The organism is Streptomyces sp. NPDC007901 (assembly GCF_042959465.1).
Classification (GTDB): domain Bacteria; phylum Actinomycetota; class Actinomycetes; order Streptomycetales; family Streptomycetaceae; genus Streptomyces.
Map to the genome: position 1 here is coordinate 37,468 of NZ_JBIBKW010000021.1, position 17,220 is coordinate 54,687.

The 17,220-nt window shown below is 70.7% G+C and carries 11 protein-coding genes; 4 read left to right on the top strand and 7 right to left on the bottom strand.

Annotated elements, in window-relative coordinates:
• Positions 1–6: 6 nt before the first annotated feature.
• Positions 7–858 carry a Scr1 family TA system antitoxin-like transcriptional regulator gene (locus ACFZDK_RS43645; RefSeq protein ID WP_390981443.1) on the bottom strand — a complete coding sequence of 284 codons (852 nt, stop codon included), beginning with the start codon at positions 856–858 and terminating at the stop codon, positions 7–9.
• A gap of 8 nt (positions 859–866) precedes the next feature.
• On the bottom strand, positions 867–1,622 hold the full coding sequence (locus tag ACFZDK_RS43650; protein WP_390981705.1) for a DUF6879 family protein: 756 nt from the start codon (positions 1,620–1,622) through the stop codon (positions 867–869).
• A gap of 188 nt (positions 1,623–1,810) precedes the next feature.
• On the opposite strand from ACFZDK_RS43650, the gene ACFZDK_RS43655 reads away from it, so the two are divergent.
• On the top strand, positions 1,811–2,014 hold the full coding sequence (locus ACFZDK_RS43655; RefSeq protein ID WP_390981445.1) for a hypothetical protein: 204 nt from the start codon (positions 1,811–1,813) through the stop codon (positions 2,012–2,014).
• A 236-nt stretch (positions 2,015–2,250) separates the two neighbouring features.
• On the opposite strand, the gene ACFZDK_RS43660 is transcribed toward ACFZDK_RS43655, so the two are convergent.
• Both ACFZDK_RS43660 and ACFZDK_RS43665 read right to left on the bottom strand, forming a co-directional pair.
• Entirely contained in the window at positions 2,251–3,741 is a 1,491-nt protein-coding gene (locus tag ACFZDK_RS43660) for a S1 RNA-binding domain-containing protein (RefSeq protein WP_390981447.1), read from the bottom strand.
• Positions 3,742–3,890: 149 nt separating this feature from the next.
• Positions 3,891–5,342, bottom strand: coding sequence for a DHA2 family efflux MFS transporter permease subunit (locus tag ACFZDK_RS43665; protein WP_390981449.1), 1,452 nt, complete (start codon positions 5,340–5,342; stop codon positions 3,891–3,893).
• A gap of 142 nt (positions 5,343–5,484) precedes the next feature.
• On the opposite strand from ACFZDK_RS43665, the gene dusB reads away from it, so the two are divergent.
• Positions 5,485–6,672, top strand: a complete 1,188-nt coding sequence (gene dusB / locus ACFZDK_RS43670; protein ID WP_390981451.1) for a tRNA dihydrouridine synthase DusB — start codon at positions 5,485–5,487, stop codon at positions 6,670–6,672.
• 121 nt (positions 6,673–6,793) lie between these two features.
• Here dusB and ACFZDK_RS43675 read toward each other — a convergent pair whose 3' ends face one another.
• From ACFZDK_RS43675 to ACFZDK_RS43685, 3 genes are all read right to left on the bottom strand, one after another.
• A complete protein-coding gene (locus ACFZDK_RS43675) occupies positions 6,794–8,938 on the bottom strand; it encodes a sulfatase-like hydrolase/transferase (RefSeq protein WP_390981453.1) in 2,145 nt (714 codons plus the stop codon).
• A 250-nt stretch (positions 8,939–9,188) separates the two neighbouring features.
• Entirely contained in the window at positions 9,189–11,126 is a 1,938-nt protein-coding gene (locus ACFZDK_RS43680) for a glycogen debranching N-terminal domain-containing protein (protein ID WP_390981455.1), read from the bottom strand.
• Between the two features lie 64 nt (positions 11,127–11,190).
• Positions 11,191–12,642: a hypothetical protein gene (locus tag ACFZDK_RS43685; protein WP_390981457.1), complete on the bottom strand. Its 1,452-nt coding sequence runs from the start codon at positions 12,640–12,642 to the stop codon at positions 11,191–11,193.
• Positions 12,643–12,762: 120 nt separating this feature from the next.
• On the opposite strand from ACFZDK_RS43685, the gene ACFZDK_RS43690 reads away from it, so the two are divergent.
• Both ACFZDK_RS43690 and ppdK read left to right on the top strand, forming a co-directional pair.
• Complete coding sequence (locus ACFZDK_RS43690; protein WP_390981459.1) at positions 12,763–13,983, top strand: ROK family protein; 1,221 nt, start codon at positions 12,763–12,765, stop codon at positions 13,981–13,983.
• A gap of 420 nt (positions 13,984–14,403) precedes the next feature.
• Positions 14,404–17,124, top strand: a complete 2,721-nt coding sequence (gene ppdK / locus ACFZDK_RS43695; protein ID WP_390981461.1) for a pyruvate, phosphate dikinase — start codon at positions 14,404–14,406, stop codon at positions 17,122–17,124.
• The last annotated feature ends 96 nt before the right edge of the window (positions 17,125–17,220 follow it).

The following is a 17,220-nucleotide window of genomic DNA, read 5'->3' on the forward strand; positions in this document are numbered from 1 at the left end:
CGCGTGTCAGGTGAGGTCGAGGGTCCGGCGGGCGCGGTGGACGAGGTTCTGGGCGTCCGCGCCGAACACGGCCGACTCCCGCAGGGTGCGCCAGACCTTGAAGTGGGTCGCGACGCTGTCCGCGTCGTCGAGCCAGAGCTCGGCATGCCAGTTCTCTACGACGACCTGTTGTTCGTCGTAGATCCAGAAGCCGCCGCCGGGCGGGATCTTCAGAGCGGCGCCGATGGGCACTATTCCGAGCTCGACGGTGTCCAGGCCGATCACACCGGCGAGCCGGTCGAGTTGTGCGGCGAGCACCGAGGGCGGGCAGATCAAGGCACTCAGCACGGGCTCCCAGAGGAGAATGTGGTACTTGCGGCCTGCGCGGTAGAGCCCCTCCTGACGCTTCATCCGGGAGCGCACGGCCGCCTCGATGTCCCGTACCGAGCCGTGCAGTTCGGTGAATCGGGTGAGAATCGCCCGTGCATAGTCGGGCGTCTGGAGCACGCCGACGATCCACGACGACTCCCAGGCGTGGAGCACCGCCGCCCGCGCCTGAGCCTCGTTGTGCGCGTCCTGGACCGCCTTGTGGCCTGCGGCGAGCTGGCGCCGCCAACTGCGGATGTGGGACTCGAGCCCCCGGAGGCGGGCGAGGAGTTCCCCGTCCGCCTCGGGCCGGCCGGTGGCCTCGGCCCAGGCCCGGAGCTCGTCGGCGGTGGCCGTCTGTTTGCCGTTCTCCAGCTTGCTGATCTTCGACTGGGGCCAGCCCAGCCGCTGGGCGAGGACGGTGCCGGTGAGCCGACCGCCGGGGGCGGACTCGCGCAGCTCTCGCAGACGCTCACCAAGCGCCGCGCGGGCCTGCTGGAAGTCGGTGCTCACCGGTCCTTTCACTGCTCCCTGGTGCTCATGTCGGCCAGGAAATCCCGGTACGGGACAGCGTGGTGCATGGCCGAGTCCCGGACCATGGCGTACGTGACCACCTCGGCCGGTTCGGTGATCAGCTCGACGTCGACCAGTTCGTCATCGTCGGTGAAGTTGAGAAGTGCCACCAGCCGGGAGTCGAAGAGCCAGAAGTCCTCGGACGGGAGATTCAGGCGATCCGCTTCGGTGCGCGAGAGATTGCGGATGTCCTCGCCCAGGGCGGTGTTCTTCTCCGCGTACGCGAGCAGGTAACGCTGCCCCTGGGTGGCGGGATCGTCGACGAGGCGCACGCGTCCGACTCGTGCGCCGCCCGCGGTCTTCTCGCGGATCGTCACGGAATACGGGGTGCTCAGATCCCAGGTCGGCGTTTCACCCCGGACGAACTGTGCCCATGTGTCGGTCGCCTCGTCGGAGGCGTACCGGCGCCGGGTCTCCAACCGCCAGGCGGTGTGCTCGAACCGCTCAAAGAGCTGTCCGAACGCGTCCAGGTCGACGATCCTCGCGTTGCGCGTCACGTCCTTGGGCCCCCAGTCCGCGATGAGTTCGCGAGGTACGACGATCGGAACTTCTCCCTCGCTCAGGTGCCGCAGTTGTGCGATGTCCTCGGGGTCGGTGAGCGGCGGCCCGTGAACGATGATCTCGCCGCTGTCCGCGTCCTCGTGCACGGACGGGCAGCCGCCCTCGCCGCTGCCCGTGCCGTTGAAGCGCAATCGCCTCATGATCATGTCCCTCTCATCGGGTGTGGATCACGCTGTGCCCTCAGGTCTCCACCAGCTTCGCGTCATCGTTTGCTCGCCTGCTACGCCTCGCGTGCCACCGCGTGAGAAAGTCCGTGCATAAGCCGTCGCCATGTCAGAATATCGGCGAATATCCGCTGTCGCTGGAACTTCCCTCAGCCGACGCTGAGTTCATGACCACTGCACAGAAGCCCGGCACGACCGAAGTCGTCGAGGCGGTCGGCGTACTGCGCGGAGCGCTGGCGGCGGCGGGGATCGTCCTGCCGTCGCTGGGGACGGACACCGCCTCCCCCGCCCTGAACCTGATCGACCTGGGGCGAGTACGTGCAGACGTCGCGCTGCGGCTCGCCGACGTGCTCCGGCGGGGGTGCGGATGAGCGCGCCGGTCTCCGACGAGGTGACCCTGTCCGCCGAGTGCACACTGGCGAAGCGGGCCGGCTACGAAGAGGTGCACCGCGTGTGCAGGCAGATCACGGACGTGCCGCTGCCCCACTCCAACGGACTGGTGCTGATCCGTCGGTGTGGCTGCGGGTGCCATCGGTCCGGCGGGGCTTCGGACTCCAGGACCGGAGAGGCCGATCGGTCCCCTGATGCCTGAGGCATGTCCGGTGAGTCAGGTGACGGCCCCCGCCCAGGCAAGGGTGATACGACGCCGGACCATGTCGATGTCCAGGATCCTGACCGGCAGAGTGTCACCGACCTGGATGCCGGGTCCAGGGCTGTCCTGGTGCGCGTCGGTCGGATCGGAGTTGTGTACCAGTCCCTCGAAACCGTTCTCCACCTCTTCGATGCGTACGAAGGCGCCGAACGGTACGAGTCTGGTGACACGGCCGACGATCGTCTGACCGATCCGGCCTGTCAGCAGCCGCATCGGATCTTCGTGCAGGGCTTTGAGGGACAGTGACACACGTTCACGGACCAGGTCGACGTCGAGAACCTCAGCGTTGATCTCCTGGCCGACGGAGACGATGTCGGAGGGGTGGTCGACGGGACGCCATGACAGCTCGGGGATATTGATCATCGCTTCGAAGCCGCCGATGTCCACGAAAGTGACGCCGAAGTCGGCGATGCGGGTCACCGTGCCGGTGACGATCTCACCGAGGTGAAGGGTCTTGAGAAAGGCCCAGTTCCGGTCGCTCGGCGTCGGTTCGGTCCGCCAGCGGGCCCGTACCGCTCCGTCGCTGTCGGGCAGGACAGCGGTGAACAGAGGGATGCGCTCATCGGCATACACGGACAGGAGCGCTGCAGCGCCGGCACGGGCTGTCCGGAGCGCCGGCTCCGAGGACTCGTCCCCGTCAGCGACAGCACTGTGGATCCGGCCGTCCCGGTCCTGCCAGACATACTCGACGAGACCCTCGACGGGGAGGGCACCGAGGACGGCGTCGATGTCGGAGGACAGGTCCGGCCACACGGCCAGCCGGGCACGGGGAGCCAGCCCGGCGCGAACCGTGTCGAGGGTGTCGAGGGCGAGGCGGTGCCATCGTGAACCACCTTCGATGTAGGCCTCCTCCAGGATTCCGGCGCGTCCGATGGCGACCGCCCAGTGCAGAGCGGCCCAGAAGTCGTCGTCGGCCGGCCGCTGGACGTCTTCCGCGCCGGTCTCGACGTCGTACGGGGAGGCATCCAGACGTTCCGGGAACAGCCCGAGTGCGCGGGTCCGTGCCAGTGCCTTCGTGCAGGGGTGGCTGCTGCCGATGTAGACGTACTGGTCCCATCCGACGTGCACCGCGATGACGCCTTCCACCTCCAGCCGGCACCATGCGCCGCCGTCGCGCAGCATGACCCGTACCAGCTCCAGCCCGACACCGAGCGGCACCTCCGCCCCGTCATGAAAGCCGGCGAGGCCGGTCGGAAAGAGTCCGTCGAGCCCGAAGTCCGCCAGGGGCCGCTCGGCACCGAAGTGCGTGAGGGACGGGACCTGCGGCTCGCGTACGCACAGGCGGTCGATGCCGGCCTCCACGGCGAACGCCTCGACTGCCCGAAGATAGGCCGCTTCGATCTCGCCGTGATCGCTGACGGTGTCCTCGGCGCCGGTGTAGTGCCCGTGTTCGTCGCGGTCGGCGGGGTCGTACTTGGTCACGCGGTAGACGTAGGGGAGTGGCACCCCCCTATCTTCCAGCACGGCCCTGACACCGCTTCAGGGCAATGCCTCTAGGTCCTGTCGTCACATTCCCGTCGTCGCCCGGAGGGCGGCTCCGCGGCGTCAGGTGCGTGCATGGCGTCGCGGGGCAGGCGGGAATTTGACGACAGGGTCTAGACCCGCTCCGCGGTCCCCGCGGCCGCGCGGATCTCCGGTGACTCCAGGCGCTGCGCGGCCCGCTCGGCGGTCGCGCGGGCCCAGCGGCCGTTTGTCACCGCGCCGAGGATCAGGACCGCGAGGCCGCAGCCCGCGAGGATCCACCAGCCGGGCCGGGCCGCGGACACGAACCTGCCGGCGTACGACGACGAGCCGATCCCGGAGGCCAGCACCGCGCCGATCACCGCGACGCCCAGGGTCTGGCCCAGCTGGCGGCTGGTGGAGGCGACCGCGGCGGCCACGCCCGCCTGGGTCCTGGGCATGCCCGACACCGCCGTGTTGGTGATCGGGGCGTTCACGAAGCCGAAGCCGATGCCGAACAGGACGTAGCCGAGGAAGAGAGTGGTGTCCGAGGTCTCCGCCTCGAACGCGGCGAACAGGACCGCGCTGGCGGTCATCGCGATACCGGCGATCACCAGTGGCAGGCGCGGTCCCCGGCTGCCGACCAGGCGGCCCGCCAGCGGGGCGCACAGGAACATCGGGACCGCCATCGGCAGCATCCACAGGCCCGCGTGCAGGGCGTCAAGGCCGCGCACGTTCTGCAGGTAGAGCGTGGACAGGAACAGGAAGCCGCCGAGCGAGGCGAACGCGCTGATCGCGGTCACGGTCGCGCCGCTGAACGGCGCCGAGCGGAAGAAGCGCAGGTCGATCAGGGGTTCGTCGCGCCTCGGCTCGTACCAGAGGAGACCCAGCAGAGCGGCCAGGGCGACCGCGGCGAAGGGGAGGACCGTGCCGGTGCCCGCCGTCGGCGCCTCGATGATCGCGTATGTGAGGGAGCCGAACAGGGCGATGACCAGGACCTGGCCGACCGGGTCGGGGCGGCGGGCCTTCGGCGCCCGGGACTCCGGCACGAAGCGCAGCGTCAGCAGCACGGCCGCGAGACCCACCGGGATGTTGACCCAGAAGATCGCCCGCCAGCCGACCGACTCCACGAGCAGGCCGCCGACCAGCGGTCCGGCGGCCATGGATATGCCGACCACCGCACCCCACACGCCGATCGCCCGGGCCCGCTCGCGCGGGTCGGTGAAGGTGTTGGTGATGATCGACATGGCGACCGGGTTGAGCATCGAGCCACCCACCGCCTGGATCATGCGGAACGCGATCAGCGAGTCCAGGTTCGGCGCGAGGGAGCAGAGTAGCGAGCCGATCGAGAAGACGACCAGGCCGGTCATGAAGACCTTCTTGCGGCCGACCCGGTCGCCCGTCGACCCCGCGAGCATCAGCAGCGAGGCCAGGACCAGTGTGTACGCGTCGATCGTCCACTGCAGACCCGCCGTCGAGGCGTGCAGCTCGCGCTGCATGGACGGCAGTCCGACATTGAGGGCGGTCGTGTCGAGGCTCACGATCAGCAGGCTCATGCAGCAGATGGCAAGGACGAGCATGCGTCGGCGGGGGCTCAGCTCGGGCATGGCCCCCATCGTACGCCCGCTTCGATAGTGCGTCTAACTAATGAGTGCTACATGATCATGACGGGCGGTGCGGGAGGGGCGGTTGTCCACAGGTACGACGAGCGCCGGACGAGCACCGCGCCGCGTACGGGACAATGGGGGAATGCCCGAGCCCACGTCGCCCCTCCAGATCGGCCCGCACACCGTCAGCCCGCCGGTCGTCCTCGCCCCCATGGCGGGGATCACCAACGCGCCCTTCCGGACCCTGTGTCGGCACTTCGCCGAAGGCGAAGCCTTCGCCGGAGGCGAAGCAAAGGTTGGGGCCAGCGGCGGCAAGGGGCTGTTCGTCAGCGAGATGATCACGACCCGGGCGCTGGTCGAACGCAACGAGAAGACCATGCAGCTGGTCCACTTCGACGCGACCGAGAAGCCGCGCTCGATCCAGCTGTACGGCGTCGACCCGGCCACCGTCGGCAAGGCCGTCCGCATGATCGCGGACGAGGACCTGGCCGACCACATCGACCTGAACTTCGGCTGCCCGGTCCCGAAGGTGACGAGGAAGGGCGGCGGTTCCGCCCTCCCCTACAAGCGCAACCTGCTCCGCGCGATCCTCCGCGAGGCCGTGGCCGGCGCCGGTGACCTGCCCGTCACCATGAAGATGCGCAAGGGCATCGACGACGACCACATCACCTACCTCGACGCCGGCCGGATCGCCGTCGAGGAGGGCGTCACGGCGATCGCCCTGCACGGCCGCACCGCCGCCCAGCACTACGGCGGCACCGCCGACTGGGAGGCCATCGCCCGCCTCAAGGAGCACGTGCCGGAGATCCCCGTCCTCGGCAACGGCGACATCTGGTCGGCCGAGGACGCGCTCCGCATGGTCCGCGCGACCGGCTGCGACGGTGTCGTGGTCGGCCGCGGCTGCCTGGGCCGCCCGTGGCTGTTCGCGGACCTGGTGGCCGCCTTCGAGGGCCGCGAGCAGGACGTCCTGAAGCCCTCCCTGCGCCAGGTCGCCGACATCATGGTCCGGCACGCCACGCTGCTGGGCGAGTGGATCGGCGACGAGTCCAAGGGCGTCGTCGACTTCCGCAAGCACGTCGCCTGGTACCTGAAGGGCTTCGCGGTCGGCAGCGAGATGCGGGGGCGTCTCGCCATCACCTCGTCCCTGGCCGAACTCCGCGCCGGCCTCGACGAACTCGACCTCGACCAGCCCTGGCCCACCGGCGCCGACGGCCCCCGCGGCCGCACCTCCGGCAACAACCGCGTGGTCCTGCCGGACGGCTGGCTGAAGGACCCCTACGACTGCGCCGGCATCACCGAGGAAGCGGAACTGGACACCTCCGGCGGCTGAACGCGCCCCTTGAGGGGCGCCGGGGGTACCCCCGGCCGAAGGCTGGGGGAGGAACTGCGCGACCAGCCACGATGGCGCCGCAGCCGCACGACGACGCCATCGCGGCACTTCCGGCGGGCGCTCAGTTCGTCTTCGGGTGCGGAGTCGACCCGTACGCCGTCAGGAACTTGTCACGGAACGCGCTCATCTTCCACACCGGCGCGTCGTGCGCCGGGCGCAGCCCGTCGGTCCAGTTCCAGGAGTCGATCGCGTCAAGGACCTTCGGGTCTTTAGCAACGATCGAGATCGGCACGTCACGGCTGGCGTGGTTGCCGCTGACCCGGGCGATCGGCTGGTGGTCGCCGAGGAAGACGAGCACCGTGTTGTCGTTGCCGTAGCGCTCCAGCCACTCGGTGAGCGCGGTCACCGAGTACTGGACCGACTTGCCGTACTCCTGGCGGGACTTGGTGGTGTCGGCGATGACGTCGGACGCCTTGTTGCCGGCCTTCTGGATGGCGTCGAAGATCGAGCCGTCGCCCAGCTGGTCCCACGGCACCATCTTCGGGATCGGCGCCCACGGCTGGTGGCTGGAGGTCAGGATCAGGAACGACATCCGCGACTTGCCGTCGGCCGGCTTCTTGCTGTGCACCCGCTCCTGGAACTGCTGCAGCGCGTACTGGTCGGGCATCGTCGACCAGCTGAACTTCGGTCCCTTGTAGCCCAGCTGGAAGGCGTTGTAGACCTTGTCGAGGCCGTAGTAGCTCTGCTCCGGCCAGCCCTTCTGGATGCCCGGCATCACGCCGACCGTGTCGAAGTCACCGGTCTTCTGGAACGCCTTGGTGATGCTCAGGTGGTCGCTCGCCATCACGGTCCGGTAGCGCTGCTGGTTGCTCACCCACAGGCCCGACATGGTCGTGGAGTGCCCGAGCCAGCTGCTGCCGCCGTAGGTCGCCGACGTCAGCCAGCCGCTCTTCGCGTGGAAGCCGGCCTTCGCAAGGGCCTGGGTCCGGACGGCGAGGGTGCTGTCGACGCCGGGTGCCTCGATCGGGTCCTCGATGGCGCTGCGCCCGTAGCTCTCGATGAACGTGAAGACCACGTCCTTGCCCCGCAGGCTGGTCAGCAGCTGGTCGGGCGGGGTGTTCCCGAAGGCGTCCACCTTGGCGACCTTCCGGAACTCCGCCTCGTCGTGCAGGGTGTCCTTCACCTGACGGGCCTTGATCTCCAGCGTGGTCGCGGTGCTGTCGGCGGCGAGCGGCACACCGCCGGCGAGCTGGACGCCGAAGGAGGAGCAGGTGATCCAGACGACACCGGCGATCAGCGTGCCGCGGGTGGCCCGCCCCGGATGCCGGGCGAGCAGGTTGCTCAGCCGGACCGTCGCGAGGGCGAGCAGCACGAACAGCAGCAGCACGAGGACGACGGCACCGACGCTGACGGCGAGGGTGGCCGTCCGGCCCATCGTGTCCTCCAGATACGACTCCGCGTCGCCGAGCAGGCTCCAGTCCAGGATCGCGTTGAAGCTCCGGCCCAGGTACTGCTTGAACCCCATGTCCAGGGCGTTGACCAGGGTCAGCGCACCGAGTACGACGCCGAACACCGTGGCCAGCACGATCCGGGGCCGCCGGGGCAGCGCCAGCGCGACGGCCGCCGCGATGATCCCCTCGGACGGCAGCCGTACGAACTTCGCGGGCCCCAGCTCGACCACGGTGTTCGGCATCACCAGCGCCCCGATCACGAGCGCCGCACAGAGCACGTTGACACCGACCGACAGCACCGAGGCAGCCCCGGGATGCGCCTCCCGCCACCCCTCCCGCCGCTCCCGAACCCGACCACTCCAGGCGGCCCAGCCGCGGCGACGGGGGCGGGGGACGTCGGGGGCGGGGGCCGGTTCGGCGGAGCTTCCGGGGGCGGCGGCCTCGGGGTCGCTCCCGGCCTGGGCCTCGGGGTCGGTCTCGGAGGTGGCTGCGGCTTCGGCCTCGGATCCGGAGTCGGTCTCGGATCCGGAGTCGGTCTTGGATCCCGAGTCGGCCTCGGATCCGGAGTCGGCCTCGGAAGCGGCGTCGGTCTCGCCGGTGGCGTCGGCCTCGGATGCGGCTTCGATCTTGGCGGTGGCTATGGACCCGGGTTCTGCCTCAGGAGTGGCCTCGGCTTCGGGCGCGGGAGTCCCGGGCGCGTCGGAAGCCGCCTCCCGCTCGGACTTCGGTACCTCGGACTCCTCCGGCGGGGCTTCGCGTTCGGACGGCCCGGAGGGCGTGCCCGATGGCTGGCGAATGCTCGTGTGCTGAGACAACCCGGAGGTCCTTCCGTGCGAGACCCGTGAAACGGAAACGGCGGACCGACGCTGGGGAGGCCCGGGCCCGCCAACTTTCCGTACGTCTTGCGCATGACCCCTGTTCAGGGCCAACGGCAAACACCGGGCAAACGCATATCAACTCGCGCCCCAAGGGGGCGCTGGGGGTCCCCCCGGCCGAAGGCCGGGGGAGGAACTGCGCGACCAGCCCCCACCGCCCCGCAGCCTACACACGACCCTCTACGACCCCCTACGCCCCACCCACCGCAGTGAGCAGCGCCAACGGCGCCGACGCCGACCGCGATTCCCGTACACACGCGTGCGGATACGGCACCGGCTCCGGATGCGTGTCCCTCCCGTACCCGGCCAGCACCTCCGGCAACCGGTGCCCGCCCGCCGTGGCCGCGTCCACCAGCCCGTGCGCCACCGCCCGCGCCTCGTCGTGCAGCCCGTACCGCGCCAGCCCCAGCGCGATCAGCGCGTTGTCGTGCGGCCACACCGATCCCCGGTGGTACGACAGCGGGTGGTACGCCGCCTGCCCCGCGGCCAGCGTCCGCACCCCCCAGCCCGAGAAGAAGTCCGGCTCCAGCAACCGCCGGCCCACCACCTCCCCGTACTCCTTGTCCAGCAGCCCGGACCACAACAGGTGCCCCGCGTCCGAGGCGAGCGCGTCGACCGGCCGGCCCTCCCCGTCGAGTGCCAGCGCGGGGAAGGAGGACTCGTGCATCCAGAAGTCCCGTTGGAACCGGTCCCGCAGATCGGCGGCGGCCTGCTCCAGGAGCGCGGCGTACGTCTCGTCGGCCCACACCGTCCGCGCCACCCACGCCGTCCGGCGCAACGCGTCGTACGCGTACCCCTGCGCCCCCGCCGCCATCACGGTGCCCATCGGCCGGCTGCCGTCGGCGGAGCAGATCGCGCCGGGGGAGTCCTTCCAGTTCTGGTTGGCGAGGCCGCCCTTGTCCGCGCGGTAGACGAGATAGCCGCGCGAGGTCAGCCCGCCGTGGTCCAGCATCCAGCCGACGGCCGCCCGGGCGTTGCGCTCCAGCCGCCGGGCCAGCTCCACGTCCCCGGTCTGCTCCACATATGTGCCCAGCAGGATCAGGAACAGCGGGGTGGCGTCGACGGATCCGTAGTAACGGCCGTACGGCACCTGCCCGAAGTGGGCCAGCTCCCCGTGCCGTACCTCGTGGACGATCTTCCCGGGCTGGGCCACGGAGTGCGCGCCGGCCTCGGTCGCCTGGGTGGCGGCGAGCGCGGGGAGGGTGGCGGCGGCCAGCCGGGGGCGGTAGGGGAGGGCGAAGAGGGAGGTGAGGAGGGCGTCGCGGCCGAGCAGGGTGAGGAACCAGGGGGCGCCCGCCGCCGGGACCTTGAGTTCCTCGCCGTCCGGGCCGGTGGCCGGCACCTGGAGGGTGGCGAGGTCGGCGAGGCCGCGGGCGCAGGCCGCCGCCAGCTCCGGCCAGCCGGTCGGGAAGGCCACGCCCTCCACGAACTCGCCTTCCAGGGCCAGGAGTTGCTCGTTGAGCGCGGCCGGGTCGCGCGGTACGCGCAGCGCCCGCCGGTCGCCGTGCGGGCGGCCGATCACCCGGACGACCAGCTCGGTCGTGCCGTGCGGTTCGAGTTCCAGCGTCCAGACCATCCGCCGGGCGCCGGTCCCGGTCTCCTCCACGCCGTCCGGCGCGGGCTCGGCGGTGATCGTCGTGAAGGACCGCCACTCGCCCCGGCGGTAGGTGAACTCCAGTCCGTCGTCGAGGACCTGGCGGGAGCGGACGGCGCCGGACTTGGTGTAGGTGCGGTGGTCGGCGCGGAGTTCGAACTGGTCGGTGAAGTCCGCGTCGGCGGTGATCGCGATGCGGATCGTGGTGGGCACCGGGCGGTTGCTGGTGACCCGCAGGGACTCGACGAACGAGCCGTCACCGACGGCCTGTTCGCGGAAGAGCGTGTGCGCGGGCGGTTCCTGGCGGCCGCCGCGCGGGACCAGGACGCAGCGGGTGCCGTCCCCGTCGCCGACCGGTGTGAGCACCTCGGGCAGTGCCCCGTCGACGGTCAGCTGCCAGCGGCTGAGGTGGCGGGCGTCCCGTACGAATAAGCCGTCCGGGGAGCCGCCGCCCCGCACGCCGCTGATGTCGCCGCGGTCGTCCACGGCGGCGAACGTCGCGCCGTGCACGAGCAGATGATGCCGGTCCGTCATCCCCGGTCCCCTCCTCTGTCCTTCAGGTCGAACGTGCGGTGTCCACCGAAGACACCTCGTTTTGTCAGCTCTTGTCCAGATTTTGACGCTCGTCATGCGGCGCCCGCTGCCGGTGGTGCAGATCGAGCGCCAGGGCGGCCGTCCAGCTGAACCCGGTCGCGCCGCACGCCTCGCCGGTGTACGGGTCGACGTACTCGGCGAACCCGCTCGCGTCGGCCGTCCGCAGGACCGCCTCGGCGAGCGCGTCCGCCCGCTCCCGCTCGCCGTGCTCGCGCAGCCCCCGCTCCAGCAGCCAGCCGGTGTTGAACCAGGCCGGGCCGCGCCAGTAGCGGTGCGGGTCGAAGGCCTCGCCGAGCAGGTCGTAGCTGGGGACCAGGAGGGTGCCGGTGCCGAAGTGCGGGCCGCTCAGCGTGCGGACCAGCGCGGCGGCGATCTCGCGCGGCAGCTCCGGGAGGAGCAGCGGGACCAGTCCGGACACCCCGCGCTCGGGAATCAGTCCGCCGCCCATGCCGTCCGAGCCGCCTGTGCCGTCCGCGCCGCTCCCGCCGGCCCGCAGGTCCCGGCAGAGGAAGATCTCCCGCTCCGGGTCCCAGAGCCGGTCCACCAGCGCCGCCGTCAGCCGCTGCGCCCGCGCGTGCCGGGCCGTGCCGGTCGCCCTCAACTCCCGTGCGATACGGGCGAGGGCGTGCTCGGAGGCGATGAGCAGCGCGTTGAACGCGGGGTCCTCGACGGCGAACTCGCGCTTGCGGTCGGCGTACTCGGCGTCCCGGTATTCGGCAGCCAGCCGCACGTACCGCCCGTAGTCCAGATCCGTCGGCCGGTCCTCGGCGGCGCCGTGCTCCAGGTCGGCGCGGCGGAAGGAGCGGGCCGGGGCGGGGGCGACCCGGGCCAGCGGGGCGTCCCAGCAGGGGCTGTTGTCCATACCCTGTTCCCAGGGGTGGACGACGGACGCGAGCCCGCCGCCGCCCAGGTCCCGCCGGTGCAGCAGATAGCGGTGCCAGGCGGCGAGGCGCGGGTACACCCCGGCCAGGAAGCCGCGTGCCCGGGACAGGCCCGGGTCGGCGAGGTGCACCAGCCAGGCCGCCAGCGCATGCACCGGTGGCTGCACGATCCCGGAGGTCTGTACGGTGCGCGGGGCGCCCGCAGCGCGCCCCGCGGTCGAGGAGCGCCAGAAGTCGGGGCTCGGGAAGTACGCGTCGAGGGGCACGGAGGGGTTGAACACGATGTGCGGGATCCGCCCGTCGGCCCACTGGGCGGCCAGCAGCGTCTCCAGCTCCGTCTGTGCGCGCAGCGGCGAGAGGTGCCGCAGCCCGATCGCGATGAACGCCGAGTCCCACGACCACTGGTGCGGATACAGGTTCCGGGAGGGCACGGTCGAACCGCCGGTCCAGTTGCCGTCGAGCACCCGCGCGGCCCTGACGTGCAGGGACCCCCGCCCGGTCGGGGACAGGGGCGGCGGATCGTATGCAATCCCGCGATCGAGCGCAGGGGTGGTGAGCTGGGCAGTGCGATCCACTCGGGACTCCCCGAAGACGTTCGGCCGGCCGGGTTTGGCTGTGGCTACCGTAGGGTTACGTCTATTTAACACGCAAAACTCAATATGTAATGCAAGCTTGAGAAACACAAGGGGGTGCGCATGACCGGACGTCCCGGCAGGACCGGCAAGGGCGGCGGCCAGGCGAGCGCCGGCGAGCTGCTCGAACTGGTGCGCAGCGGCCGGGCCGTGACGCGCGGCGCCCTCCAGCAGGCCACCGGACTCTCCCGGGCGACCGTCGGCCTCCGTCTGGACCGGCTGTTCCGCGCGGGCTGGCTGCGCGAGGGCGCGGGCGGCCCGGTCGACTCCCCGCTGGGCGGCCGCCCCTCCATCACCCTCGAGTTCGACGACTCCCACGCGGTGGTCCTCGCCGCCGACCTGGAGACCCGCCATGCCCGGGCCGCCGTACTGTCCCTGACCGGGGAGATCCTCGCCGAGCACTCCGGCACGGCGGTCATCCAGGACGGCCCGGAGGCCGTGCTCGCCGAACTCGGCCGCTGGTTCGCCGAGTTGCTGGAGAAGGCCGGCCACCGTGCCACGGAGGTGTGCGGGATCGGCCTCGCGGTGCCGGGCCCGGTCGACATGGACACCGGCCGGGTCGTCCAGCCGCCGATCATGCCGGGCTGGGACGGCTACGACATAAGGGGCCGCACGGCCCGGGCGTTCACGGAGCACACGGGCGCGCCGGCCGTCCCGGTCCTGGTGGACAACGACGCGAACCTGATGGCGTACGGCGAACAGCGCACCGGATACCCGGACTGCTCGGCGTTCGTCCTGGTGAAGGTCTCGACCGGTATCGGGGCCGGGGTGGTGGTCGACGGCGCGATCTACCGGGGCATCGACGGCGGCGCCGGGGACATCGGTCATATCCGGGTGGGCGCCGAGGTGCAGTGCCGCTGCGGTTCCTACGGCTGCCTCGCCGCCGTCGCGAGCGGCGGCGCCGTGGCCCGGAGGCTGGCGGAGGCCGGGGTTCCGGCGGCGTCCGGCTCAGATGTGCGTGATCTGCTCGCCTCGGGGCATCCGGAGGCGGCCGCCCTGGCGCGGGACGCCGGCCGTAGCGTCGGGGACGTGCTGGCGACGGTCGTCACCCTCCTCAACCCCGGGGTGCTGATGATCGCCGGGGACCTGGCGGGCACCGCGTTCCTCACCGGTGTGCGCGAGCTGCTCTACCAGCGGGCGCTGCCCCGCTCCACCGCTCACCTGGACGTCGTCACCTCGCGGCTGGGGGAGCGGGCGGGGCTGATCGGCGCCGGGGCGCTGGTCGTGGAGCACCTGTACGCGCCGGAGCGGGCGGAGGAGCGGCTGCTGTCGCTGGGCGTGTGACGGGCCGGTTTCCGGCTGGTTGTGGCGTCCGGATCCACGTCCGCATGGTGAAATCCGCGCGTCTGTGGGAGCGTGATTCTCGCCACCCTTGATAAGGGCTGCGCTCAGATGAGCGGATCATGAGCGACTGCACTTCTCCAAGGGGTGGCACTGGGTGCCACCCCTTGATCGTTCATCGATCGAAATCAGGTGTGCGGTATGCCCGCTCACATGAGCGGTAAAGTGCCGTGTTGAGCGTTCTTGTGTTCAAGAAGTGAAAACGCAACCGTGTCACCGCTTGCCAAGCTTTGACTTTCGATCCGGTGGCGGACGACTGGTTACGGGCGCATGACACGCAAGTAGACGTACCCAGGCGCCTTCGATCTGGGTATGTTCCTCGCCGTCAGGGCAGCCACCGCGTCCTCGAGGGAGTCGAGACCCGTGTCGGAAAACAAAGAACCCCACGCAGCGAAGCTCGTCTACGACTTCACCGAGGGAAACAAGGACCTCAAGGACCTCCTGGGTGGCAAGGGTGCGAACCTCGCCGAGATGACCAACCTGGGGCTTCCCGTTCCCCCCGGCTTCACGATCACGACGGAAGCCTGCAAGGTCTACCTCGACAGCGGCGAGGAGCCGGTGGCACTGCGTGACGAGGTGAGTGCGCACCTCGACGCGCTGGAACAGCGGATGGGCAAGAAGCTCGGCCAGGCCGACAACCCCCTCCTGGTGTCGGTCCGCTCCGGCGCCAAGTTCTCCATGCCCGGCATGATGGACACGGTCCTGAACATCGGCCTCTCCGACAAGTCGGTGCAGGGCCTGGCCAAGCAGGCCGGCGACGACCGCTTCGCGTGGGACTCCTACCGCCGCCTCGTCCAGATGTTCGGCAAGACGGTCCTCGGCGTCGACGGCGAGCTCTTCGAGGAGGCCCTGGACGCGGCGAAGGAGGCCAAGAAGGTCACCGTCGACACGGACCTGGAGGCCGCCGACCTCAAGAAGCTCGTCACCAAATTCAAGAGGATCGTCAAGACCGAGGCCGGCCGGGACTTCCCGCAGGACCCGCGCGAGCAGATGGACCTCGCGATCCGCGCGGTCTTCGACTCCTGGAACACCGACCGCGCCAAGCTCTACCGCCGCCAGGAGCGCATCCCCGGCGACCTCGGCACCGCGGTCAACGTCTGCTCGATGGTCTTCGGCAACCTGGGCCCCGACTCCGGCACCGGCGTCGCCTTCACCCGCGACCCCGCCTCCGGCCACCAGGGCGTCTACGGCGACTACCTCCAGAACGCCCAGGGCGAGGACGTCGTCGCGGGCATCCGCAACACGGTCCCGCTCGCGGAGCTGGAGCAGATCGACAAGAAGTCGTACGACCAGCTGATGCAGATCATGGAGACGCTGGAGAACCACTACAAGGACCTCTGCGACATCGAGTTCACGATCGAGCGCGGTCAGCTGTGGATGCTCCAGACCCGCGTCGGCAAGCGCACGGCGGGCGCCGCCTTCCGGATCGCGACCCAGCTGGTCGACCAGGGCCTGATCGACGAGACCGAGGCCCTGCAGCGCGTCACCGGCGCCCAGCTCGCCCAGCTGATGTTCCCGCGCTTCGACGAGCAGGCGAAGGCCCAGCAGGTCGGCCGGGGCATCGCGGCCTCGCCGGGCGCGGCGGTCGGCAAGGCGGTCTTCGACTCGTACACCGCGGTGAAGTGGTCCCGCTCCGGCGAGAAGGTCATCCTGGTCCGCCGCGAGACCAACCCCGACGACCTCGACGGCATGATCGCGGCGGAGGGCATCCTCACCTCCCGCGGCGGCAAGACCTCCCACGCCGCCGTCGTCGCCCGCGGCATGGGCAAGACGTGCGTGTGCGGCGCGGAGGACCTCGAGGTCGACACCAAGCGCCGCCGGATGACCGTCCCCGGCGGTCACGTGGTCGAGGAGGGCGACGTCATCTCCATCGACGGCTCGTCCGGCAAGGTCTACCTGGGCGAGGTCCCGGTCGTACCGTCCCCGGTCGTCGAGTACTTCGAGGGCCGGATGCACGCGGGCGCCCAGGACGCCGACGAACTGGTCGAGGCCGTCCACCGCATCATGGCCTTCGCCGACCGCAAGCGCCGGCTGCGCGTGCGGGCCAACGCCGACAACGCCGAGGACGCCCTGCGCGCCCGCCGCTTCGGCGCCCAGGGCATCGGCCTGTGCCGCACCGAGCACATGTTCCTCGGCGACCGCCGCGAACTGGTGGAACGCCTGATCCTGGCGGACACCCAGGAGGACCGCGAGGAGTCCCTGCGCGCCCTGCTCCCCCTCCAGAAGAAGGACTTCGTCGAGCTCTTCTCGGCGATGGACGGCCTCCCGGTGACGGTCCGCCTGCTCGACCCGCCGCTGCACGAGTTCCTCCCGGACATCACGGAGCTCTCGGTCCGCGTGGCCCTCGCCGAGTCCCGCCAGGAGCCGCACGAGAACGAACTCCGCCTGCTCCAGGCCGTCCACCGGCTGCACGAGCAGAACCCGATGCTGGGCCTGCGCGGCGTACGCCTGGGCCTGGTCATCCCCGGCCTGTTCACCATGCAGGTCCGCGCGATCGCGGAGGCGGCCGCCGAACGCAAGAACGCCAAGGGCGACCCGCGCGCCGAGATCATGATCCCCCTGGTCGGCACGGTCCAGGAGCTGGAGATCGTCCGCGAGGAGGCCGACCAGGTCATCGCCGAGGTCGAGGCGGCGACGGGCACGAACCTGAAGCTGTCCATCGGCACGATGATCGAGCTCCCGCGGGCCGCCCTGACGGCGGGCCAGATCGCCGAGGCGGCGGAGTTCTTCTCCTTCGGCACCAACGACCTGACGCAGACCGTCTGGGGCTTCAGCCGGGACGACGTGGAGGCCTCCTTCTTCACCGCCTACCTGGAGAAGGGCATCTTCGGCGTCTCCCCCTTCGAGACGATCGACCGCGACGGCGTCGGCTCCCTGGTCGCGGCGGCCGCCAAGGCCGGCCGGGCCACCCGCCCCGACCTCAAGCTGGGCGTCTGCGGCGAGCACGGCGGCGACCCGGAGTCCGTCCACTTCTTCCACCAGGTGGGCCTGGACTACGTCTCCTGCAGCCCGTTCCGGATCCCGGTGGCCCGCCTGGAGGCCGGCCGCGCGGCGACCGAGTCGCAGGGCAGCGACCACCGCTGAGGCGCGCCAACCGCCGAGGCCGGCCCTGACCGGCCTCCGCCGGACCCCGGGTCCGCCGTCCGTCCCCGACCCTCAAGACCGATGGGCGGCGGACCC